14 protein-coding genes, 1 tRNA gene and 3 pseudogenes are annotated in these 19455 nt (G+C 68.3%); 10 read left to right on the top strand and 8 right to left on the bottom strand.

All coding sequences use genetic code 11. The features are described 5' to 3' along the window. Positions 1-77 precede the first annotated feature (77 nt). Complete coding sequence (locus tag ACN27F_RS28285) at positions 78-2240, bottom strand: glycosyltransferase family 39 protein (protein ID WP_421438488.1); 2163 nt, start codon at positions 2238-2240, stop codon at positions 78-80. Between the two features lie 165 nt (positions 2241-2405). Here ACN27F_RS28285 and ACN27F_RS28280 point away from each other — a divergent pair, with 165 nt between their 5' ends. From ACN27F_RS28280 to fxsT, 3 genes and pseudogenes are all read left to right on the top strand, one after another. Further along, positions 2406-2816, top strand: coding sequence for an AAC(3) family N-acetyltransferase (locus tag ACN27F_RS28280; protein WP_421440498.1), 411 nt, complete (start codon positions 2406-2408; stop codon positions 2814-2816). After that, positions 2732-3067 (top strand): annotated as a pseudogene (locus ACN27F_RS28275) (toll/interleukin-1 receptor domain-containing protein); the annotation flags it as partial. The gene ACN27F_RS28280 and the pseudogene ACN27F_RS28275, both read left to right, overlap by 85 nt. Further along, complete coding sequence (gene fxsT / locus ACN27F_RS28270) at positions 3050-5635, top strand: FxSxx-COOH system tetratricopeptide repeat protein (protein WP_421440496.1); 2586 nt, start codon at positions 3050-3052, stop codon at positions 5633-5635. The pseudogene ACN27F_RS28275 and the gene fxsT, both read left to right, overlap by 18 nt. Here fxsT and ACN27F_RS28265 read toward each other — a convergent pair. From ACN27F_RS28265 to ACN27F_RS28250, 4 genes are all read right to left on the bottom strand, one after another. After that, entirely contained in the window at positions 5626-6024 is a 399-nt protein-coding gene (locus tag ACN27F_RS28265) for a transposase (RefSeq protein WP_421438486.1), read from the bottom strand. The genes fxsT and ACN27F_RS28265 overlap by 10 nt on opposite strands. A gap of 160 nt (positions 6025-6184) precedes the next feature. Continuing rightward, complete coding sequence (locus ACN27F_RS28260; protein WP_421438484.1) at positions 6185-6505, bottom strand: IS110 family transposase; 321 nt, start codon at positions 6503-6505, stop codon at positions 6185-6187. Between the two features lie 227 nt (positions 6506-6732). Further along, entirely contained in the window at positions 6733-7221 is a 489-nt protein-coding gene (locus ACN27F_RS28255; RefSeq protein WP_421438482.1) for a hypothetical protein, read from the bottom strand. 89 nt (positions 7222-7310) lie between these two features. After that, complete coding sequence (locus tag ACN27F_RS28250) at positions 7311-9098, bottom strand: RyR domain-containing protein (protein ID WP_421438481.1); 1788 nt, start codon at positions 9096-9098, stop codon at positions 7311-7313. A 181-nt stretch (positions 9099-9279) separates the two neighbouring features. Here ACN27F_RS28250 and ACN27F_RS28245 point away from each other — a divergent pair. Next, a tRNA-Ile gene (locus ACN27F_RS28245) sits at positions 9280-9353 on the top strand. Positions 9354-9390: 37 nt separating this feature from the next. Then, a complete protein-coding gene (locus ACN27F_RS28240) occupies positions 9391-9912 on the top strand; it encodes a hypothetical protein (protein ID WP_421438480.1) in 522 nt (173 codons plus the stop codon). 18 nt (positions 9913-9930) lie between these two features. Here ACN27F_RS28240 and ACN27F_RS28235 read toward each other — a convergent pair. The 3 genes and pseudogenes from ACN27F_RS28235 to ACN27F_RS28225 all read right to left on the bottom strand — a co-directional run. Beyond that, a pseudogene (locus tag ACN27F_RS28235) lies at positions 9931-10011 on the bottom strand (hypothetical protein); the annotation flags it as partial. Between the two features lie 161 nt (positions 10012-10172). Next, positions 10173-10966, bottom strand: a pseudogene (locus ACN27F_RS28230) (recombinase family protein); the annotation flags it as partial. A gap of 716 nt (positions 10967-11682) precedes the next feature. Next, positions 11683-12558 carry a replication-relaxation family protein gene (locus ACN27F_RS28225; protein WP_421438478.1) on the bottom strand — a complete coding sequence of 292 codons (876 nt, stop codon included), beginning with the start codon at positions 12556-12558 and terminating at the stop codon, positions 11683-11685. A gap of 951 nt (positions 12559-13509) precedes the next feature. Between ACN27F_RS28225 and ACN27F_RS28220 the strand changes: the two genes are divergently transcribed. From ACN27F_RS28220 to argS, 5 genes are all read left to right on the top strand, one after another. Further along, positions 13510-13947 carry a hypothetical protein gene (locus ACN27F_RS28220; RefSeq protein WP_421438477.1) on the top strand — a complete coding sequence of 146 codons (438 nt, stop codon included), beginning with the start codon at positions 13510-13512 and terminating at the stop codon, positions 13945-13947. A 56-nt stretch (positions 13948-14003) separates the two neighbouring features. Further along, on the top strand, positions 14004-14897 hold the full coding sequence (locus ACN27F_RS28215) for an IS982 family transposase (RefSeq protein ID WP_421431820.1): 894 nt from the start codon (positions 14004-14006) through the stop codon (positions 14895-14897). A 66-nt stretch (positions 14898-14963) separates the two neighbouring features. Then, complete coding sequence (locus ACN27F_RS28210; protein ID WP_421438475.1) at positions 14964-16073, top strand: hypothetical protein; 1110 nt, start codon at positions 14964-14966, stop codon at positions 16071-16073. A gap of 142 nt (positions 16074-16215) precedes the next feature. After that, a complete protein-coding gene (gene gltX, locus ACN27F_RS28205; RefSeq protein WP_421440495.1) occupies positions 16216-17598 on the top strand; it encodes a glutamate--tRNA ligase in 1383 nt (460 codons plus the stop codon). Positions 17599-17727: 129 nt separating this feature from the next. After that, positions 17728-19446, top strand: a complete 1719-nt coding sequence (gene argS, locus ACN27F_RS28200; RefSeq protein ID WP_421438473.1) for an arginine--tRNA ligase — start codon at positions 17728-17730, stop codon at positions 19444-19446. Positions 19447-19455: the final 9 nt, after the last annotated feature.

The following is a 19455-nucleotide window of genomic DNA, read 5'->3' as shown; positions in this document are numbered from 1 at the left end:
GCGCCGCCACGGGGTAGTCGGGCGGACGCGCCGGTCCCCCGCCGCGTCCGCCCACCGTGCCAGCCGGTTCGTCCGGGTCAGCCCTGGCTCAGGTCGTAGAAGGTCATTCCATCGACATCGGTCGTAGTGAAGGTGTTCGCCACCCAGTCGGCGATCTGCTGCGCCTCGTCGCTACCCGACTGGCTACGCGGTAACGAACCGGCGATGAAGTAGTGGATCTCGCCGTCGGCGACGTACCGCTGAAACTGCTCCAGCGTTGGTGACGGGTCGCTGCCGTTGAACCCGCCGAGCGCCATCACCGGTTCCTCGGTGGCGAGTTGATAGCCGGCGGCGTTGTTGGAGCCGACCGCCGCAGCGACCCAGGTGTACGCGTCGGCATCGGCTTGCAGCAGGGCGACGACCTCCTCGCTCACCGTGGCCGCCGCGAGTAGACCCCCCATGCCGCCGCCGGGTTGGCCCCCCGTGCCGAAACGGCCGCCGTTGGGTACGTTTCCACCACCATCGGGTGCGGTCCCACCACCATCGGGTGCGGTCCCACCACCGAACCTGCCGCCGACGGTCGCACCATCACCGCCGTCGGTCGTGGTGCCGTCCGGTCCGGGCATGCCGCCGGGACCGCCACCGCCACGGGCGAGGCCGCCTGGGCGGCCCCCGAAACCACCACCAGGACCGCCACCACCGGGACCGCCCATCGCGCCGGACACCACTGGACCGGCGGACGGGATCGATCCGGTGTGCGCGGTCGCGGCGGTGTTCAACGCGTACCCGGCCGGCCCGGCCAGGGCGGCGGCCAGGGCGAGCCCGGCGACGGGCAGGCCGAGCCGGGCCGGCAGCCAACGGACGAGCAGCAGTGCCGCTGCCGCGCCGAGGCCCGCGACCGCCACCAGCGTCCGCAGCCAGGGATGCCAGTCAGGGCTGCGGCCCAGCAGAATCCAGGCCCAGCCTGCGGTGATCGCCACCGTGCCGGCAAGCCCCGCTGCCGCCCAGAGGTGGTGCCGCCGACGCCACAGCAGGGTGGCACCCATTCCGGCAAGCGCGGCAACCGCCGGGGCGAGAGCCACCGTGTAGTACGCGTGGTAGATGCCGGCCATGAAGCTGAAAACCGCACCGGTGACCAGTAGCCATCCTCCCCAGATGACGAATCCGGCCCGGGTCCGGTCGGTCCGGGGCGCGCGGGCGGTCGCCACCAGCCCGACCGCCAGCAGGAGCAGCGCGGCGGGCAGCAGCCAGGCGATCTGGCCGCCGTTCTCGACGTCGAACAGCCGGCCGAGTCCGGTCTCCCCCCAGCCCCGGCCCATCCCGCCGCCCACGGATCCCACCTGCTCGCCGGTGATGCGGCCGAGCCCGTTGTAGCCGAGGGTCAACTCCAGGATGCTGTTGGTCTGCGAGCCGCCGATGTACGGGCGGTAGGCGGCCGGCACAAGTTCGACGATGGCGATCCACCAGCCGGCCGAACCCACCACGGCCAGCCCGCCGAGCAGCAGGTGGACGATCCGGCGGCGCACCGGCGTGGGTGCCGCGATGAGGTAGGCGAGCGCGAACGCCGGCACCACCAGCAGCGCCTGCAACATCTTGGTCAGAAAGGCGAAACCGATAGCCGTCCCGGCCAGCAGCAACCAGCGGGTGCTCGCGGTCTCCACCGCCCGTACGGTCGCATAGGCCGCGACCACCAGCAGCAGCACGAGCAACGCGTCAGGGTTGTTGAATCGGAACATCAGTACGGCGACCGGGGTCAGGGCCAACGCCGCCGCGGCGATCAGGCCGGCCGCCGGGCCGTACCAGCGCCGGACCGTGGCGTAGAGCAGCCCGGACGCGGCCACGCCGGCCACCGCCTGCGGCACCAGGATGCTCCACGAGCTGAGCCCGAAGATCCGTACCGACAGCGCCATCAGCCACAGCGACGCCGGCGGTTTGTCGACCGTGATCGAGTTACCCGCGTCGGACGAACCGAAGAAGAACGCGGCCCAGTCCTGCGAACCGGCCTGCGCCGCAGCGGCGTAGAACGCGTTCGCCCAGCCGGACTCACCGAGCCCCCACAGGTAGAGGGCCGCGGTGGCGAGCAACAGACCGAGCACGGCCGGGCGGGCCCAGGCCGGATCCTGCGGGTGCCCACGCACCAGGCGTACGGGCAACCGGGCGCGGCCGGTCGTCGCTGGCGGGGTGGCCGGCCCGGAGCCGGCCGGCTCGCCGGTGGGTCCCGGTGCCGCCACGGATTCAGCGGCGGGCAGTGTCGAGGTCATGCCCCAAAGGCTCGACCAGCCAGCTCGTGGGATCGTGTGACACGGCTGTGTGCCGGCTGTGAACCGCGCCCCGACTGGGAGAATCACCCGGTGCGAACCACACCCGTTGACCGTCGCGACAGCCCCGAAACGACATCGGCGGACGGCGCGGTGCCGGCCACCCGGATGTCCATCAAAGAGGATCTCACCGCTCTCGGGCTGCCACCGGGCACCGTCGTCCTGCTGCACAGCTCGCTGCGTGCGATGGGGTACGTGTGTGGTGGGGCGGTCGCGGTGGTGCAGGCGTTTCTCGACGTGCTGACGCCCGATGGCACTCTGGTGGTTCCGGCTCAGACACCGGAGAACCGGGATCCGGCCCGGTGGACGCACCCAGCGCTGCCGGAGCAGTGGTGGCCGACCACCCGCAAACATCGTTCGCGGCGGTCGGCGCGCGCCGGTGAGTTGATGGCTCGCCACGATCTGGACAGTGAACTTGGTGGCTCAGCTACGCGTCGATCAACCGTTCCTGGACCGACTGGATCGCCAACGAGCTGGAGACCATCGGGTTGCGCGTCATCCTGCGGGAGGTCGACCTGAGTACCGGCGAGACGTCGCTGGCCGGTGGCACTCTTGACAGCTGGTTCGACCCGGCGACCCGCGTACTGGTGCTGCTCTCGCGCGACTACGTCGGCTCGGTGAACGCGGCATCCATCTGGCGCTCCATCACAACGAAGGACCCGGCCGGAGCGACCCTGGTGCCGGTCCGGCTGGACAATGCCCGCCTACCGGCGCCCTTCGGCGAACGTCCGCCCGCCATCGACCTGGTCAACATGTCCGAGGACCGCGCCCGGCAGGCACTGCTCGCCACCTTCGACGGCGTCGCGCCGGCCGGCCGGCGCTCGCCGAACCGGCATGCGCCACGATTTCCCGCCGGACAACCGCCGATTTGGGAGGTGCCGCAACGTAACGCCACCTTCACTGGTCGTAGTGAATTACTCGAAGGTCTACGCGACCGGCTCTCCGCAGACGTCACCGCGGTGATGCCACAAGCGCTGCACGGCCTCGGCGGGGTGGGCAAGACCCAGATCGCGCTCGAATACGCCCACCGCTTCGCGGTTGACTACGACATCGTGTGGTGGATCTCCGCAGAGCAGCCCAACGTGGTCCGTGGCTCGCTGGCAGAGCTGGCTGAGCGGTTGGACCTGCCCACCGGCGGTGACGTCAGCGAGCGGGTCGACACCGTACTGGACGCCCTTCGCATCGGCGAACCGTACCAGCGCTGGTTGCTCATCTTCGACAACGCCGGAGATCCGGCAGAGCTCGAACGCTACCTGCCACAGGGTCCCGGACACACGGTCATCACTACCAGGGACGCCGGCTGGTCGCGACGGGCGACCACGGTGGAAGTGGGGGTATTCAGCCGTGCGGAGAGCATTGCGTTGCTGCGACGGCGGGTACCGGCGCTCTCCGCCGACCAGGCCGACGCGCTCGCCGAGAAGCTCGGGGATCTGCCGCTGGTCATCGAGCAGGCGGGCGCCTGGCTGGCGGTCACCGGCATGCCGGTCGCGACGTACACCGAACTGCTGGACACCCAGCTGTCCCAGGTCCTCAGCGCGAATCCGCCACCGAACTACGACACACCGGCCGCAGCCACCTGGCGGCTGTCACTGGACCGGATGCGCCGTCAACTGCCCGCCGCAGCGAAAATGCTCGAGGTCTGCGCGTTCTTCGCCGCCGAGCCGATACCCATCTCGTTCTTCTACAACGAGCGGTTCATCGACGTCCTACTGCCGTTGGATCCCCTGCTGAGCGAGCCGCTGGTGCAGGGCCGGCTGGTGCAGGAGATCGGCCGGTACGCGCTCGCCAGGATCGATTCGGGCCAGTCCACCATCCAGCTGCACCGGTTGGTGCAGGCAGTCATCCGGGGCGGGCTTCCGAAACCAGAGCAGCAGGCCAACCGCCGCCATGTGCACGAAATCCTCGCCGGCCTGAATCCGAAGGACCCTGACGACACGAACCACTGGCGCACCTACCAGCAGCTCCACCGCCACCTTGAGGCGGCCGGTGCGCTGGAGTCGACCGTCCCGGCGGTCCGGCAGCTCGTCATCGACATGGTGCGCTTCCTGTGGAAACGCGGCGACCACGAAGCGAGCCAGCAACTCGGCGACACCGCGCTGGACAGCTGGCGGGCCCACCAAGGCGGGGAACCGGACGACATCACCACGTTGTCGCTGCGGCTGCACCTGGCCAACACCACCCGGTCGCTCGCAAGGTACGAAGAGGCGCACGCTGCCGACTCCGACACTCGCACAGCACTGCTGGAGCGGCTCGGCGCCGAGCATCCGTACACGATCATGGCGACCTCGTCCCTCGCCGCCGACCTGCGCGCCAAAGGGCGATACGTCGAGGCCCGTGACCTCGACGAGCAAGTGCTGACGCTGTCCACCGACTACCTCGGTCAGGAGCACTACCGGACGACGAACGCGATGAACAACCTCGCGTTGTCGGTGGCGCTGGTCGGCGACTTCCCCACCGCCGCAGCGTTGGACGAACAGGCGCTGGAGATCCGCCGCCGCACCCTGGGGCACCGCCACCCGGTGACGCTGTCGTCGGTGGCCGCCCTCGGGCGGGACTACCGGGACCTCGGCCGATTCATCGAGGCCCGGGACCTGCTCAGTCGACACCTGCCGATCGCCCAGGACGAACTGGGTGACGCGCACCCGCTGACCTTGCGAATCGCCCGGACGCTGGCGGTGACTCTGCGCAAGGCCGGCGAGATCGACACGGCATACAAGATGACCTCGGAGGTGCTACCCAAGCACGAACGCAAACTCGGGAAACTACATCCCGACACGCTGGCCTGCGCCAGCAACCTGGCCTGCGACCAGTCCGCGGTGGGCGAGGACCGGTTGGCCCGGGAGACCGCAGAGGATGTACTCCTGCGTTGCCGGTCGAAAATCGGCGAGGATCACCCATTATTCCTCTCCGGGGAGAACAACCTGGCGATCTTCCTGCGCCGGTTGGGTGAACACGAGGCTGCCGCGCCGCTGGCGGAGCGGGTCGTCGCCCGCCTGACGGCCACCCTCGGCGCGGATCATCCGTACACTCTCGCGTGCCGGATCAACTTCGCCAATCAAATGTACGACCTGCGCAACTACACCGACGCGTTGGCGATCGACCTCGACGTCCGCGAACGGATCAACCGGTCGCTGGGGCAGGACCACCCGGACACCCTGGCCACCGAGAACAATCTGGTGGTCAGCCTGCGCCGGACCGGGTCCACGGATCGCGCAGATGTCCTCGCCGACCAGGTCCTGCGTCGCGCCTATCAGATGCTCGGCCCCGAGCATCCGAACTCGGCCGCCATCCGCAACGGGGTGCGCCTCAACTGCGACATCGATCCGCCTCAGTTCTGATCCGGCGAGCCGTCGGCCAGCCACGTGTCGTAGAACTCCCGTGCCCGGCCGGAGGAACTCAGACTGGTGAAGGCCCGCTGCTGCACGGCGTCGGCGAGGTAGCGGTTGCAGGCCAGCCGGGACGCGACGACCAGTTCGCTCTTGCCGGAGCGCCGGGTGGCCGGGGCCTTGCCGACGTAGCATTGCAGCACGTTCGGCGTGTCGAACTGTCCGATCGCGTCGCCGATCTCACCGGCGATCCTGGCGGCGAGTCGATCTCCGAGCCCTGGAAGCTGAGATAGATCTCCCGCCAGGCCCAGCGCTGCTCGCGCAGCGGCAACTGGGGCAGGCCAGCCGGATGGCGTCGGCCTTGGCGCGGGCGAGGTAGTCGCGGGGCTGGCAGTGCTCACCGGCCAGGGCCTGGTCGACGCGGTCGGTGAACCGGTGCGGCCGGCCGTGCCTGGCCTGCCGGGCCAAGGCCTCGACCTGCGCGCGGCGGGAAACGTGGCGCCAGGTCGACGCGCAGGCGGTTGAGTAGCCTGCGTTCGCTACGGGCGGCACTGTACGTCGTCACGGGCGATCGCCCGCAGGTTCCCGGGCCAACTGTCCGCGTGGGACCAGGGTACGCAGTTCGGTGTACCGGTCCAACGCGAGCAGGCAGGCGATGCGCGTATCCTCGGCGTCGTCCTTCTTCTTCGCCGACCCACGTCGGCGGGCGACCAGGTCCGGGTTGACCGGCAACACCGTGTACCCGGCGTCGACCAAGGCCTCGACCAGCAGCCTGTGACGGGTCTCGATGACCACTTGCACCTCGGCCGGGTCCGGCTCCGACCCGACGATGCGGGCGACCAGGTGGAGGTCCTCCGTCCAGTCGATACCAACTCCCAGCATCGCATCACTCCTTCACGTCGTGACTGTGGAGGCGCGGCGCCGTGCTGATGGACCGGTCCTCGCGGGACGACACCCTTGTGGGCGTCGGGCCTTCAAGGCCGTCCCTCCCGGGATGCCGTCTCATTTCAATCCTCAAGGAACAAGCCGCGAAAGCGTTCCCGGAAGGGGGACCTCGATGAACGAGGTGTGCCCCATCAGCGCTGTCCACATTCAGCCGCCACTGGCGATCACGGCAGCCGGGCGGCCCCCGGTGGCCAGATGACCGTCACCGGAATCCCCCGGCTGGTCGCTTCCGCCACGACCTCCGCGGTCCCGCTGATCCGCGCATTGCTGCCGTCCCACACCGCGAACAGCAGGTCGCTGCGGTCAAGTACCCGACGTCCGGCCAGCGAGTAGGCACGGTCAGACGAGGAGTCGCCCGCGAACGAACATCGATCAGCCTGTGCCAGCAGCGCGTCGAACGCGCTGCGGTTCAACGGGCGGATCGCCCGGTCCCGGTAGTCCGGCGCAGGCAGAATCACCTCGAAAGAGCCACCGGCTGCCAGCAGTGCCTCCGCGAACAACTGATCCGCTCCTTCGGCGAGGCAGGTCAGTCCTCGGATCGGGCGTCCATCGAGCTGCCGACGGACCTCGCCCAACGCCAAGCCCAGCGCATCGCGGATCAGCGACTTCGTCTGACTGGTGATCCTGATGTGCCCGGTTACTCCGATATACACGGGCTGGTCGGGATGCGCTGCACCGACGTCGTCGCGGACAGGTCGGGTAGGCGACTGCACCATCGGGCGACGTACGCACGCCACGTGTTTCACCGGACTGGCTCGCCGCGAGGTCGGCTAGTGGCCGCCGGTTCTCGACGCCCGGCGACCGAAACGATCTCCAGCCCGATGTCTGCCAACACATCCGGGATCTGGCGGACCTCCTGGCGATTCTTCTCCTGGACGCTGTCCGACAGCTTCTCCCAGCGCTGCAGATCCGGATGCGTACGCAGACTGCGATCGCGCTGTCGTCCCGGCCGCCAGCCTGCGGCCCAACGCTCGGCGACCCACCTGTCATGCTCCATCACAGCGAGTCGATCGACCTGATCCGCCGACAGCCGCATCGGAGGATTGGCGCTCTGTCGCGGAGCAAGCGCCATGCCGAGCGTACGCAGCTTTCGGCCGATGTCCTGCGCCTGAGCCCGGTTGGCCCGTCGTAGGTCCTCGGGCAGCACGGCCCACGGCCACATGGCCGGGTTGCCGGTCGGGTCAGAGTCGTGAGCGCGATGCGCCAACACGTAGCGGTCGTGAATCGAACGGCCCAACCGCTCGACGAGATCGTCGCCGATCCGGTCCGCATCACCCGCGGCCTGCACCATCGGATAGCATCGGACGGTTCCGGACACCGCGTCGAGCAGTCCTGTGCCGTCGTCGCCGTCGGTGAACGCTCCAGCGAGACCGCTGAGCCGGGTGACCGGCACGATGACCGAGCCGGGCCCGCCCTGCCACAGTGAGGGCGTGGTCAACGCGGTCTTGAGTCCCAACTCCTCGTCCTCGTAGCAGATGAACACCCGGTCGTACGGAAGATCGAACATCACGTCGGGCGATGGCGTCGCGAAGTCCCGCTCGTACACGGCCACGTCGCACACCTGCGCGAGAAACGGATACCGGTGGAACAGTTCGCGGATCACCGTCCGTCCGTTGACCGCGACCAGGTCGACCTGTAACCGCCCGGCGGCCCGGGTCTCCTGCATCCGCCAATGCCGTGCGAGTTCGACCAGTACCGCCCGGCCGAACGGCGACAGACCGACGACCAGCAGCCGGCTGAGCCGGGTGGCAGGCAGCGGGTCCTGCCGGAACAGCCACCGGGCAGCGAGTTCGTCGACATTGAAAAAGTCGAGTCGCAAGCTCGAGCCCAACGAGTGGCTCAGTCGACGTGCCTGCATCGCCAGGCATAGTTCGGGGTCGTGGATCTGGGCGTAGATCCGCATCGCGTCGTTGTGCTCGTCGCACAGCAGGCCCGCCGTTGTCGCGGTCAACACGTTGTCCGTACTGCTCCCGGTGCAGGCGTACAGCAGGTCGGCACGCCCTGCCCCGGCGGTGCGCAGCACCTCGGTGTCGGTCGGGTCGCCGGGCACGTGGTAGAGCCGCCGCCGAGGCGAGGTGACGTGACTGCCGGCTGGCGCACCGATAACGACAACGGTTCGGCCCGTGGCGTGCAGGCCGGCGGCGAGGTTGCGGGCCACCGCCGAATCACCACAAACTACGACGTGCTGCCTGGCCCGACGGACGCGCAGCCGGTGAACTTCGCCGATGAGCAGCAGACGCGCCGTCTCGACGAGGGCGAACACGGTCGCCGCCGGCGCCGCGAACCGAGCCACCTGCAGTTGCCAGGGCAGGTCACCAGCGCCGTCGGTGAGTTGATCGGCATCGAGCACGAACAGTTGCAGGGTGTAATACAGCACGTCGACCTGTTCGGCAGGAGTGTCATCCTGGCCGGCGAGGAAGCGGGCGAACCCGAAGAAGCCGAGGATCGCCGCTACGAACCCGAGCACGACGAACCCGAGGCGGAGCAGGGTGATCCCCGAACGGTTCCGGTTCTGGTCAACGAGATCCACCGCACTGCTCCTCGCGACAGTCGATGTAACGAGTATCACCCAAAGACGCCTCCCAACTACAGAGCGCAGCATGCATCGTTGTCCGGCGCGGCGAGCGGGCCGACCAAGCCGAGCCAGGAACCGGCTTCCAGGCACCGGGGGTACGCCCTGAGTCGCCGCGACCGGATAGGATTCCGGCGCCGGGGCGGTAGCTCAGCCGGTTAGAGCAGGGGACTCATAATCCCTCGGTCGCGGGTTCGAGCCCCGCCCGCCCCACCGACCGCACCATTGTGCGAACCGGTGGTTGTTCCTCGTGAGTGCCCTCGCCCGGGTCGGGCGGGGGCATCGTCGTGTCGGTGGGGATCTTGAACACGGGTATGACTCCCCGGTCGGTGAGTTGGACTTCGGCGATGAGGGTCTCGATGGCGGCCTTGCGTTCGGTGTCGCTGCCGCTGGTCATGATCGTGCTGAGGTAGTCGCGGATCGTGGCGATGGTTCCGAGCGCTGGTGGCGCGGGTTGGGCGGCGAGACCGGCGTCGAGTTCGGCGTGCCGGGTGTGGAGTTGGGCCAGCCGTTGGCGGAGTTCGCGGATGCGAGGGCCGGCGGTGGCGTCGTCCATGGTGCCGTTCTCGAACGCGGTGTGATACCTGGAGATGCTGGCTTCGGTGGTGGCGATCTGGTTGGCGAGGGCGGTGAGTTCGGCGCTGCGGTCGTCGGTGGTGGTGTGGCGTTGGGTGTGGGCGCGTTCGATCATGGCGTCGAGGAGGGGTTCGGTGGTGGTGTAGAAGTCGTACAGGGCCTGCAGTACGGCGTTGTCGAGTTCGTCGGCGGGTAGGCGGGGTGTTGTGCAGGTGGCGTGTTTGCCGTAGCGGGTGTGGGTGTAGCAGGTGTAGTAGCGGTAGCGGCGGGTGCGTCCGTTGGCGGAGGTGCCGATGTAGCGTTGTCCGCATTGTGAGCAGGTGGGCAGGTGAGCAGGCCGGTGAGGTAGTAGTCCGAGTCGGACATGGCGCGTTGGGTTTGGGTGTCGCTGCGGGCGGCGGCGATGTCTTGGGCGCGTTGGAAGGTGTCGCGGTCGATGAGGGGGTCGTGGGCGTCGGGGGCGTAGATGTCGCGGTAGGCGATGTCTCCGACGTAGGCGGGGTTGTCGAGGATTCGGTTGGTGGTGTGTCCGGACAATTTTTTGCCGGTCCGGTTGGGATGCCGCGTTCGTTGAGGGTGGTGGCGATGGTGCGGGTGCCGATGCGGTCGCGGGTGTATTGGCGGAAGATGTCGCGGAGGATGGGTGCCTCGTCGGGGTGTGGGATGAGGCGGTGGTCGGGGTTGACGAGGTAGCCGTAGGGGTGGGTGCCGCCGGCCCATTTGCCTTTGCTGGCTTTCGTGGTCATGCCGCTTTTTACTCGGTCGATGATGATGTTGCGTTCGAATTCGGCGAATACGGCGAGGAGTTGGAGCATCATGCGGCCGAAGGGTCCGCCGGTGTCGATGGGTTCGGTTGCGGAGGAGAAGCGGACGTTTGAGGCTTCGAGGATGGTGACGAGGTCGAGGAGGTCGGTGACGCTGCGGCTGAATCGGTCGAGTCGGTAGACGAGTAGGGCGTCGTAGAGGCCGGCTTTGGCGGCGTGGAGTGCTTTTTTGAGTCTGGGGCGTTCGGTGGTGGCGCCGGAGGCGTCGTCTTCGTATTCGGCGACGATGGTCCAGTCGGGCTGTGAGGTGACGTATTTTTCGAGGGCGGCGCGTTGGGCGTCGAGGGAGAAGGGTTGGTGTTCGTCGTTGGTGGAGCGGCGGATGTAGATGCTGACCCGGTTCGGTCCGGTGGGCCGCTGGGGTGAGTCGGTGTGGTGGGCGCGTCGGCCGCGTCGCTTGGGTGGGGCGAGGGGTGGGGTTGTCATTCGGTGCTGTCCTTCGAGGTTGAAGGGTGTGCCCGGTGGCGGTCGGGGGTGGCCGCCACCGGGAGGGGCGGGCTACGGGAAGATGTGGGGGTGGTCGTCGATGAAGTGGTTGAGTAGGACGGCGAGTGCTTCGGCGGCGTTGTCGAGGTCGGCGGCGGTCATGGGTACGGTGTCGATCCGCGCGACCCGCAGGGGAACGCTGGGCTCTTTTCCGTGGGTGCGGATTGTTTTCGCACCGCCGTTGTTGGTGGCGGTACCGGGATGTGGTTCGTCAGGATAGCTCCGGACGTTGTTTTCGTGGTGGGGCGCGTGGGCCACGATCCTCCGAAAAGCGTGTGACGCTGCTGGGGTCGGAGTCCTTCTTTCATGCGTTTCCTTTCCTGCGCGGATTTGTGCGGTAGAGCCGGTTGATGGCGGCGTGCCGGTTCTGGTTTTCTGGGTCGCGGACGGTACCTCCGCGATCTGTCAACGGGAGGGTTTGGATCTGTCAGCGACTCACGGGCAACTCACGGCGGTATCCTGTGAGCCGCTGACAGATCCTGAAGCTTGCCGTCACCGCGATAGCGGAGGTATGGTTCGCGACTTCTCGCCGTCAAGGGCTGGTGCTCCCGCTGTGGTCGGGGGCTGCGGCTGGGTTGTCGGTGCGTGGCCCGGTCCCGCGCCCGTACACCGCGTACGGGCGGCGTGACCGGTCTGTGGTTGGCGGCGTGTGCGGTTCAGGCCGGCTGTCCCGAGTCGCTGTCGGGTAGCGCGAGGTTGGCCAGGCGCAGCGGCGGCAGAGCGGCTCGGTGTAGCCGCCACACCGGCTCCGCTGGGTTCATGCCGGTGGTTTCGCGGTGCACGGCGGTGGCTACCGGGTAGCGGACCCCGGCGGCGGTGAGTTCCTGATGCAGGTGCCGCTCGCGTAGCGGCGACGGTAGCCAGAACAGCACCGGCCAGAAGCGTCCGGTGACGTCGGCGAGGTCGTGGTAGCCGTGGATCTTGTCGACGAGGCGGGACAGGGGCCGTTCGGTGCCGAGGTCGCACTCGAGGAAGAAGGGGACCCGCTGGCCGTCTTCGACCCAGATGCCGTGCCCGTCGGGCCGGGACCTGGGGGTGTAGGCGAAGGCGGAGACGTCGTCGCCGGGTTCGGCGAAGGCGCCGGTCTGCTGGCAGCGGGCGGCCGGCCACCACCGCGTCAGTGCGGTGCCGGGGTGGGTGCGGGCGTGTCCGGCGAGGTCGGTGAAGAAGCCGTTCACGCCGAGCAGGTGGGGCAGGTTCGCCCGGCGGGTGAGATGCCAGCGGCGTTTACGTGCGCGGTCCTTGCGGGGCAGTTCCTCGCCGCGTTGCGCGGCGACGACTTCCACACCGAGTTGGGCCAGGACGTAGTGGTAGGGGTAGGAACCGCCGTCGGGTCTCTGCGGCCGGAACCGGTCCACCACCCCCAACTGCTGGGTGAGGGCGCGGAGGCGTTCCTGGGCGTAGTCGACCGACGGGAACAGGGCGTGGGCGATCTGGAAGGAGGTGAGGACCCCGTGGTCGGCGAGCCAGCCGAGCAGGATCAGGTCACGGGTGGTGAGTTGGGACTGGACCCGCAGCACCGGATCAGCCATCCCTCACCGCCTTCCCCGGGGGGAGAGACCCGTGGAGAGGGTCAGTCGCAGCGTTCGAGTGAGTCTGGACAGCGGTGCTGACCTGCGGTGTGAGACGACGGTGGGGGTCCGTTGGGGGGTCCGGGTGAAGCGGGACATGAAGCAGGAGACCCGGCGGGAGGGGCAACGGGAGGTCAAGCCGGGATCTGTCAGCGCGGGACGTCGAGGATGCGGCAGCCGCCAGCGGCGGCGAGGGTGGATGCGTGGACAGGGTGTACTCCAAGGTGAGAAAAGGGTTCGTCTGCGGCATGGACGGGACAGGTGGTGCGCGTCGTGATGCTGGGCAGGCGTAACCGCGCCGGGTGACGCCCGGCCGGCGGATCTCGAGACGCGGAGGTCAGGTGTCACTGTGGAGGTGTCAACGAACAAGCCCACCCCGCAAGAGGCAGACCAGGACTCGAGCAGCAGAAGTCGCGGCAACCTGACAGACAGGTTGTCGTCGATACAAAAGAACAGGGGTTGGCGGCGGAGCGGTGCCGACAGTCCGCACGGCAGTGTCAGGGCCGCGCGGTGTGCGTCGGCCAGGCTCGCCACGGCAGTCGCGAACAGCTTGCTGTGGGCGGGCGGCTAACTCGCCGGCGTGAAGTCCTTCATCAGCGGTCCTCCCGTCACTCTGCGCCCCTTGACCGTGACCCGCGCGGGCCACGAACGACGACAGGCGCCACCACACGAGGTGCCGCCCGCGACATGAAACGGCCGAAACAACCGGCCGCGCAGGGAACGCCTATCCAGTACGCCCCGGCAACCCACCCCAGGTCAATCAATTTAAGATAACAATTAGGTAACGTGGCTTGACTTCAATCCAGATTTGTGCTTCTGGGTCCTGCCGAGTGTGCCTGAGTCCGCCTGCGTCCACACAAAGACGGGTGTCGTTCCTTGCGGATCGGGTTGAAGGCGTCGAAAGTCGAGAGCGTGCAGCGATGGGATCCGTTGAAGGAGCATCAACTGCTGTTGCTGCGGCGGATCGGCGCCGGGGACGACCTCAGCAGCCCTGACGGAGTCGACCAGCGCCACTCGGCTCGGGCATTGCAGACCCGTCGCCTCGTCGACATCAGCCGCCGAGGCGGAGTGTGGCGAGCGCAGATCACCGATGCCGGCCGCTTCTATCTCGACAACGGCATCCACCCTGACCACCCCGACCGCCTTCTGGGCGGCACGACGGTACCCCGCCAGCGCGAACGGACCACCGTCACCGCCAAGCAAGGCGAATCGGCCCCGGCCCGGCCACGAGACGGTGACGCCGCGACGACGGCCGGCTCGACGCGGTCCCCAGCCGCCGCGACGGTCAAGCAGGCCCGACAACTCGTCGAACGCCTGCAAGCCGAGGGCGGAACCGTACTAGACGAGTAGTTCCGATGTCAGGGGTCGATGTCAGGGCGTGAAGAGAGGGTGTCCAAGATCGTGTTGTGACGCAAGACCTGGACACCCTCCTGACCGCACTGTACGTGAAAATCGACGACACCATCCGCACGCCCCGATGGCGCGGCAGACCACCGCTGCTGACCGACTCGGAGCTGGTGTGCCTGGCCGTGGCGCAGGTCCTGCTCGGCGCCCGCTCGGAAGCCCACTGGATCCGCTACGCCCGCATCCACCTACGCCCCTGGTTTCCCTACCTGCCACAACGACCCGGCTACAACAAACGGCTCCGCGCCGCGCTACCACTGATCAAGAAGACGATCCGGGCCCTGGCCCGCGACAGTGACTTCTGGTTCGACAACCACTGGATCGTCGACTCCACCCCGGTGCCGTGCGGCATGTCCCGCCCCACCGTGCAACGCTCGGACCTGGCCGGCTGGGCCGGATACGGCTACTGCGCCTCCCACTCCCGGTTCTTCTGGGGACTGCGCCTGTACCTGGTCTGCACCCCGACCGGGATGCCGATCCTGTGGGCTCTGGCCAACCCGAAGCTCGGCGAGCGGGAGGTCCTCACCGCGATGCTGGAGGTCGAGGCCGGTGTCGTCGCCGAACACGACGGCATCCTGCTGATCAGCGACAAGGGCTTCGCGTCCGGACCCTTCGAGCGGAACCTCGCCGACCAGGGCATCACCCTGCTACGCCCGTCCCGCAAGAAGGAGAAGACCCGCCACGGCGAACCGCTGCTCAAGAAGGTCCGCCAGCTGATCGAGTCGGTCAACGACACCCTCAAAGGCCAACTCGACCTGGAACAACACGGCGGACGGACCTTCACCGGTGTCGCCGTACGCGTCGCTCAACGCCTCCTCGCGATGGCCGCCGCGATCTGGCACAACAACAAGACCGGCGCACCCACCACCCGGTCACTGATCGCCTACGACCACTGACCGAACTTCGGAACTACTCGTCTAGTCGAGAGTCCCGGTCCCGACGAGCGCGCCCTATATCGGCGGATGATCCATGCGGCCGAGCAGCACGGCCTCGTACCCGCCGGGTTCCATCTCAAGCACACCGGCCGCGCCGCCGGGGATTTGATTATCCGCCTGTCCAACGACGAAGCCCCAGACGAGACGGACTGGAACCGCATTCGGCTCAACACCCGCCGCGTCACCACCGATCCTGACCTCGTGTTCGCCGCCTTGGACAAGAACCCGGCCGGGCTGGAGGTCACGACGGCATCCGTCCCCAGGGCGCTGAACCCGATCCGTGGCCTCGACGCCGAGGCCCGCCGACGAGGCCACCGGGTCGGGGTGAACACCAAGACCAAGAACCCCTCGGTCTACCTCCAGGTCGACAAGACCCGTCGGCGGGTCAGGCTGATTGAGGAGTACGACGAAGTCCCGCACGTCCCTACCGACGAGGAGGCCCGGAAGCTGCGGCGGAACCGGTGGCTGGTGCTTCCCAAGACCGACAAGATCGCCTCCGGCCGTCTGCGGATGGAGATCGCCCGCGCCGGCTGGAGCATGAAAGACACCTGGACCGACGACAAACGCACCAAACTGGAGAAACGCCTCCCTTGGATCATCCGCGATGTCGAGGCCGGCATCGTCGCCGATGAGGAAGCGGAGCTGGCCGCCAAGCGAGCCCACGATGAATACGTCGCCGAGCAGGAAAGGAAGCGGGCTGAGGAGCGCCGCCGCTGGCAGGCGGCCCTCGACGAGGCCCGCCCTCAGGCCGCCGAACTTCTCCGTGGGAAGGAGTTCCGGCGGGCCTACGACTCCTGGGTCTCCGCCGGCGAGATCCGCGCCGTCTGTGACGCACTCGAACGAGCCGCGCTCGACGAACCAGCCGGCTCGGAGAACCGCACCCGATGGATTACGTGGGCACGAGCCGCAGCCGATCGCCTCGACCCCACCTGTGGCGAACAGGCCCTCGCCAGCATCGATTTCGACATCGAGCCCGAGCCCGAGGACTTACGGCCCTTCATCGGTGACTGGAACCCACACCAGCCTTACCGCGATTACCGCTCACAACGCGACCAGCTGGTCGCCGGCAACGCCCGGCTTCAAGCCGACACCTGGCACCACGGCATGCGCGGCAAGGCCGCGTGGTGGCGCAAGTAGCCGAAGGGCCGACTGGGCGCGCGGCGGTCCGCTGAGACGATCAGGGCATCGCTGTGGCTCGGGGCGCGGCCAGCCGGATATCGGTGAAGGTATGCGGCGGTAGTTCGGTAGCCTGCTATCCGTGGCCAGTTCCGATATCCGTGTGCGCTTCGCGCCTTCCCCGACGGGCATGTTCCACGTCGGTAATGCCCGGTCTGTCCTGTTCAACTGGGTGCTGGCCCGACAGTCGGGCGGGACGATGGTGCTGCGGATCGAGGACACGGACGCGGCGCGGAACCGTCCGGAGTGGGTCCAGGGCATCCTGGACGCGATGGAGTGGCTCGGCATCGGTCCGAGTGAGTACGAGGGCCCGCTGTTCCAGTCCGACTATGCCGAGCACCACCGCGAGGCCATCGGCCGGCTTCTCGCCGCTGGGCGCGCGTACTACTGCGAGTGCGCCCGGGATCAGGTGATCGCCCGGACGGGCAGCGAGCACAAGGGTTACGACGGCTTCTGCGGGGACCGTGGTCTGCCTGCTGGGGAAGGTCGCGCGTTGCGGTTCCGTACGCCGGACGACGGCTCGACCGTGATCGTCGACCTGGTGCGCGGCAAGCCGACCTTCGACAACGCGCTGATCGAGGACTTTGTGATCGCCCGTGGCGACGGGTCGCCGGTGTTCCTGCTGGCGAACGTGGTCGACGACCTGGTCATGGGCGTCACCCATGTGATCCGGGCTGAGGAGCACCTGCCGAACGCGCCGAAGCAGCAGCTGCTGTGGGAGGCGTTGGGTGCCGAGCCGCCGGTGTGGGTACACGCGCCGATCCTGGTCAACGAGAAGCGGCAGAAGCTGTCCAAGCGCCGGGACCGGGTGGCCCTGGAGGACTTCCGTGCCGAGGGCTACCTGGCCGAGGCGATGCGCAACTATCTGATGTTGCTCGGCTGGGCGCCGTCGGGTGATCGGGAGATCCTGCCGTGGGATGACATCGTGGCGGAGTTCCGGCTGGAGGACGTCAACCCGTCGCCGGCGTTCTTCGACGTGAAGAAGCTCCGCGCCTTCAACGGGGACTACATCCGGGCGTTGTCGGTGGCGGCGTTCATCGAGGCGTGCCAGCCGTGGTTGAGCGGCGATACCGTGCCGTGGCGGCCGGAGGCGTACGACGCCACCGCGTTCGCCGCTGTCGCCGAATTGGCGCAGACCCGGATCGCGCTGCTGTCGGAGATCGTGCCGATGGTCGACTTCCTGTTCCTCGATGAGCCGGTCGCCGATGAGGCGGCGTGGGCGAAGGCGATGAAGGCCGATGCCCCGGCGCTGCTGGCCGCGGTGGTCGAGGCGTACGGGACGTGCGAGTGGCGGGCCGAGGTGCTCAAGTCGACACTGGAAGAGATCGGCACCCAGCGGGGACTCAAGCTGGGCAAGGCGCAGGCACCGGTCCGGGTCGCGGTGACCGGCCGCACCGTCGGGCTGCCGTTGTTCGAGTCGATCGAGATCCTCGGACGTGAGCGAACCTTGGCTCGCCTGCGAGCCGCACTCGACCGCCTGAGCTGAACCCTTCTTCTGTGACCGGCGGATCGACCCCGCCGGTCACCCTGGTCGTCGATCGATCCGCTCCCCGAGTCTTTCCCGGATGACCTGTCTCCCTACCGGCGGCGGGTCGGAGCATGATTGGCGTACCTGATGAGTCTTGAGAAACTGTTGGCCGACCGGCTGGCGCAGGCCTTTGCGGCGGTGGCCGGCGGGCCGGTCGATCCGGTCGTGCGGCGGTCGCAGCACGCCGACTTCCAGTCCGACGCCGCCCTGCCCTTGGCGCGTCGGCTTGGCCGCCCGCCACGGGACATCGCCATCGAGGTGGCCGGCCGGGCGGACCTGGCGGACCTGTGCTCGGTCGTCGAGGTGTCCGGCCCAGGGTTTATCAACCTGACGGTCGCCGACCCGGCCCTCGGCACACTGCTGTCGAGGATGGCCGCCGACACCCGGCTCGGCGTCGCGCCCAGCGCCGCCCCGGCAACGGTGGTCGTCGACTACTCGGCGCCGAACGTGGCCAAGGAAATGCACGTCGGGCATCTGCGGTCGACGGTGATCGGTGACGCCGCCGTACGGCTGCTGGAGTGGCTCGGGCACCGGGTGATCAAGGCCAACCACCTGGGCGACTGGGGCACCCCGTTCGGGATGCTGATCGAGCATCTGCTCGACCTGGGCGAGGGGCAGGCCGCCCATGAGTTGTCCGTCGGTGACCTGGACTCGTTCTACAAGGCGGCCAGGGTCAAGTTCGACGCCGACGACGCGTTCAAGCAACGGGCCCGGCTGCGGGTGGTCGCTCTGCAGAGCGGCGACGAGCAGACCCTGCGGCTGTGGCGGATGCTCGTCGCCGAGTCGGAGAAGTACTTCCTCACCGTCTACGACCAGCTCGGCGTCCTGCTCACCGACAAGGACTTCTACGGCGAGAGCTACTACAACGACATGCTCGCCCCGGTGACCGACGAACTGGACCGGCTCGGGCTGCTATGCGACAGCGGCGACGCCGCCTGCGTCTTCCCGGACGGCTTCACCGGCCGCGACGGACAGCCGTTGCCGATCATCGTGCGTAAACGCGACGGCGGGTACGGCTACGGCGCCACCGATCTCGCGGCGATCCGTCACCGGACCCGCGACCTCGGCGCGACCCGGCTGCTCTACGTCGTGGGCCTACCGCAACGGCAACACTTCGAGATGGTGTACGCGGTCGCCCGGCAGGCCGGCTGGCTACACCCGCCGGCCGTGGCGGAACACATTGGGTTCGGCTCGATCCTCGGCCCGGACGGCAAGATGCTGCGCAGCCGCGCCGGTGGCTCGATCAAACTCGGCGGCCTGCTCGACGAGGCCGTGACCCGGGCCGCCGAACTGGCCCGGCAGAAGAACCCCGACCTGCCCGACGCGGCTATCGCCGAGGTCGCCCGCGCGGTCGGCATCGGTGCCATCAAGTACGCCGACCTGTCCACCGACCGGATCAAGGACTACGTCTTCGACTGGCAGCGGATGCTGTCCCTTGACGGCAACACCGCCCCGTACCTGCAGTACGCCCACGCCCGGATCCGGTCCATCTTCCGCCGCGCCGGAATCGAGCAGCCCACCGGCGCGCCGATCGTGGTCGTGCATCCGGCCGAACATGCCCTCGCCCTCGAACTGGCCAACTTCGGCACCGTCGTCACCGGCGTCGAACAGACTCTGGAGTTCCACCGGCTCGCCGGCTACCTGCACACCCTCGCCACCACCTTCAGCGGCTTCTACGAACACTGCCCGGTCCTACGCGCCGAAGAAGAGGTACGCGACAGCCGGCTCGCCCTGTGCGACCTCACCGCCCGAGTCCTGCGCCAGGGCCTGCACCTACTGGGCATCGCCACTCCGGACCGCATGTAGCTGATCGCG

Origin of the sequence: Solwaraspora sp. WMMB335 (genome assembly GCF_049179075.1) — a bacterium.
In the GTDB taxonomy this organism is placed as follows: domain Bacteria; phylum Actinomycetota; class Actinomycetes; order Mycobacteriales; family Micromonosporaceae; genus Micromonospora_E.
This window is presented reverse-complemented; position numbering and strand designations above follow the sequence as displayed.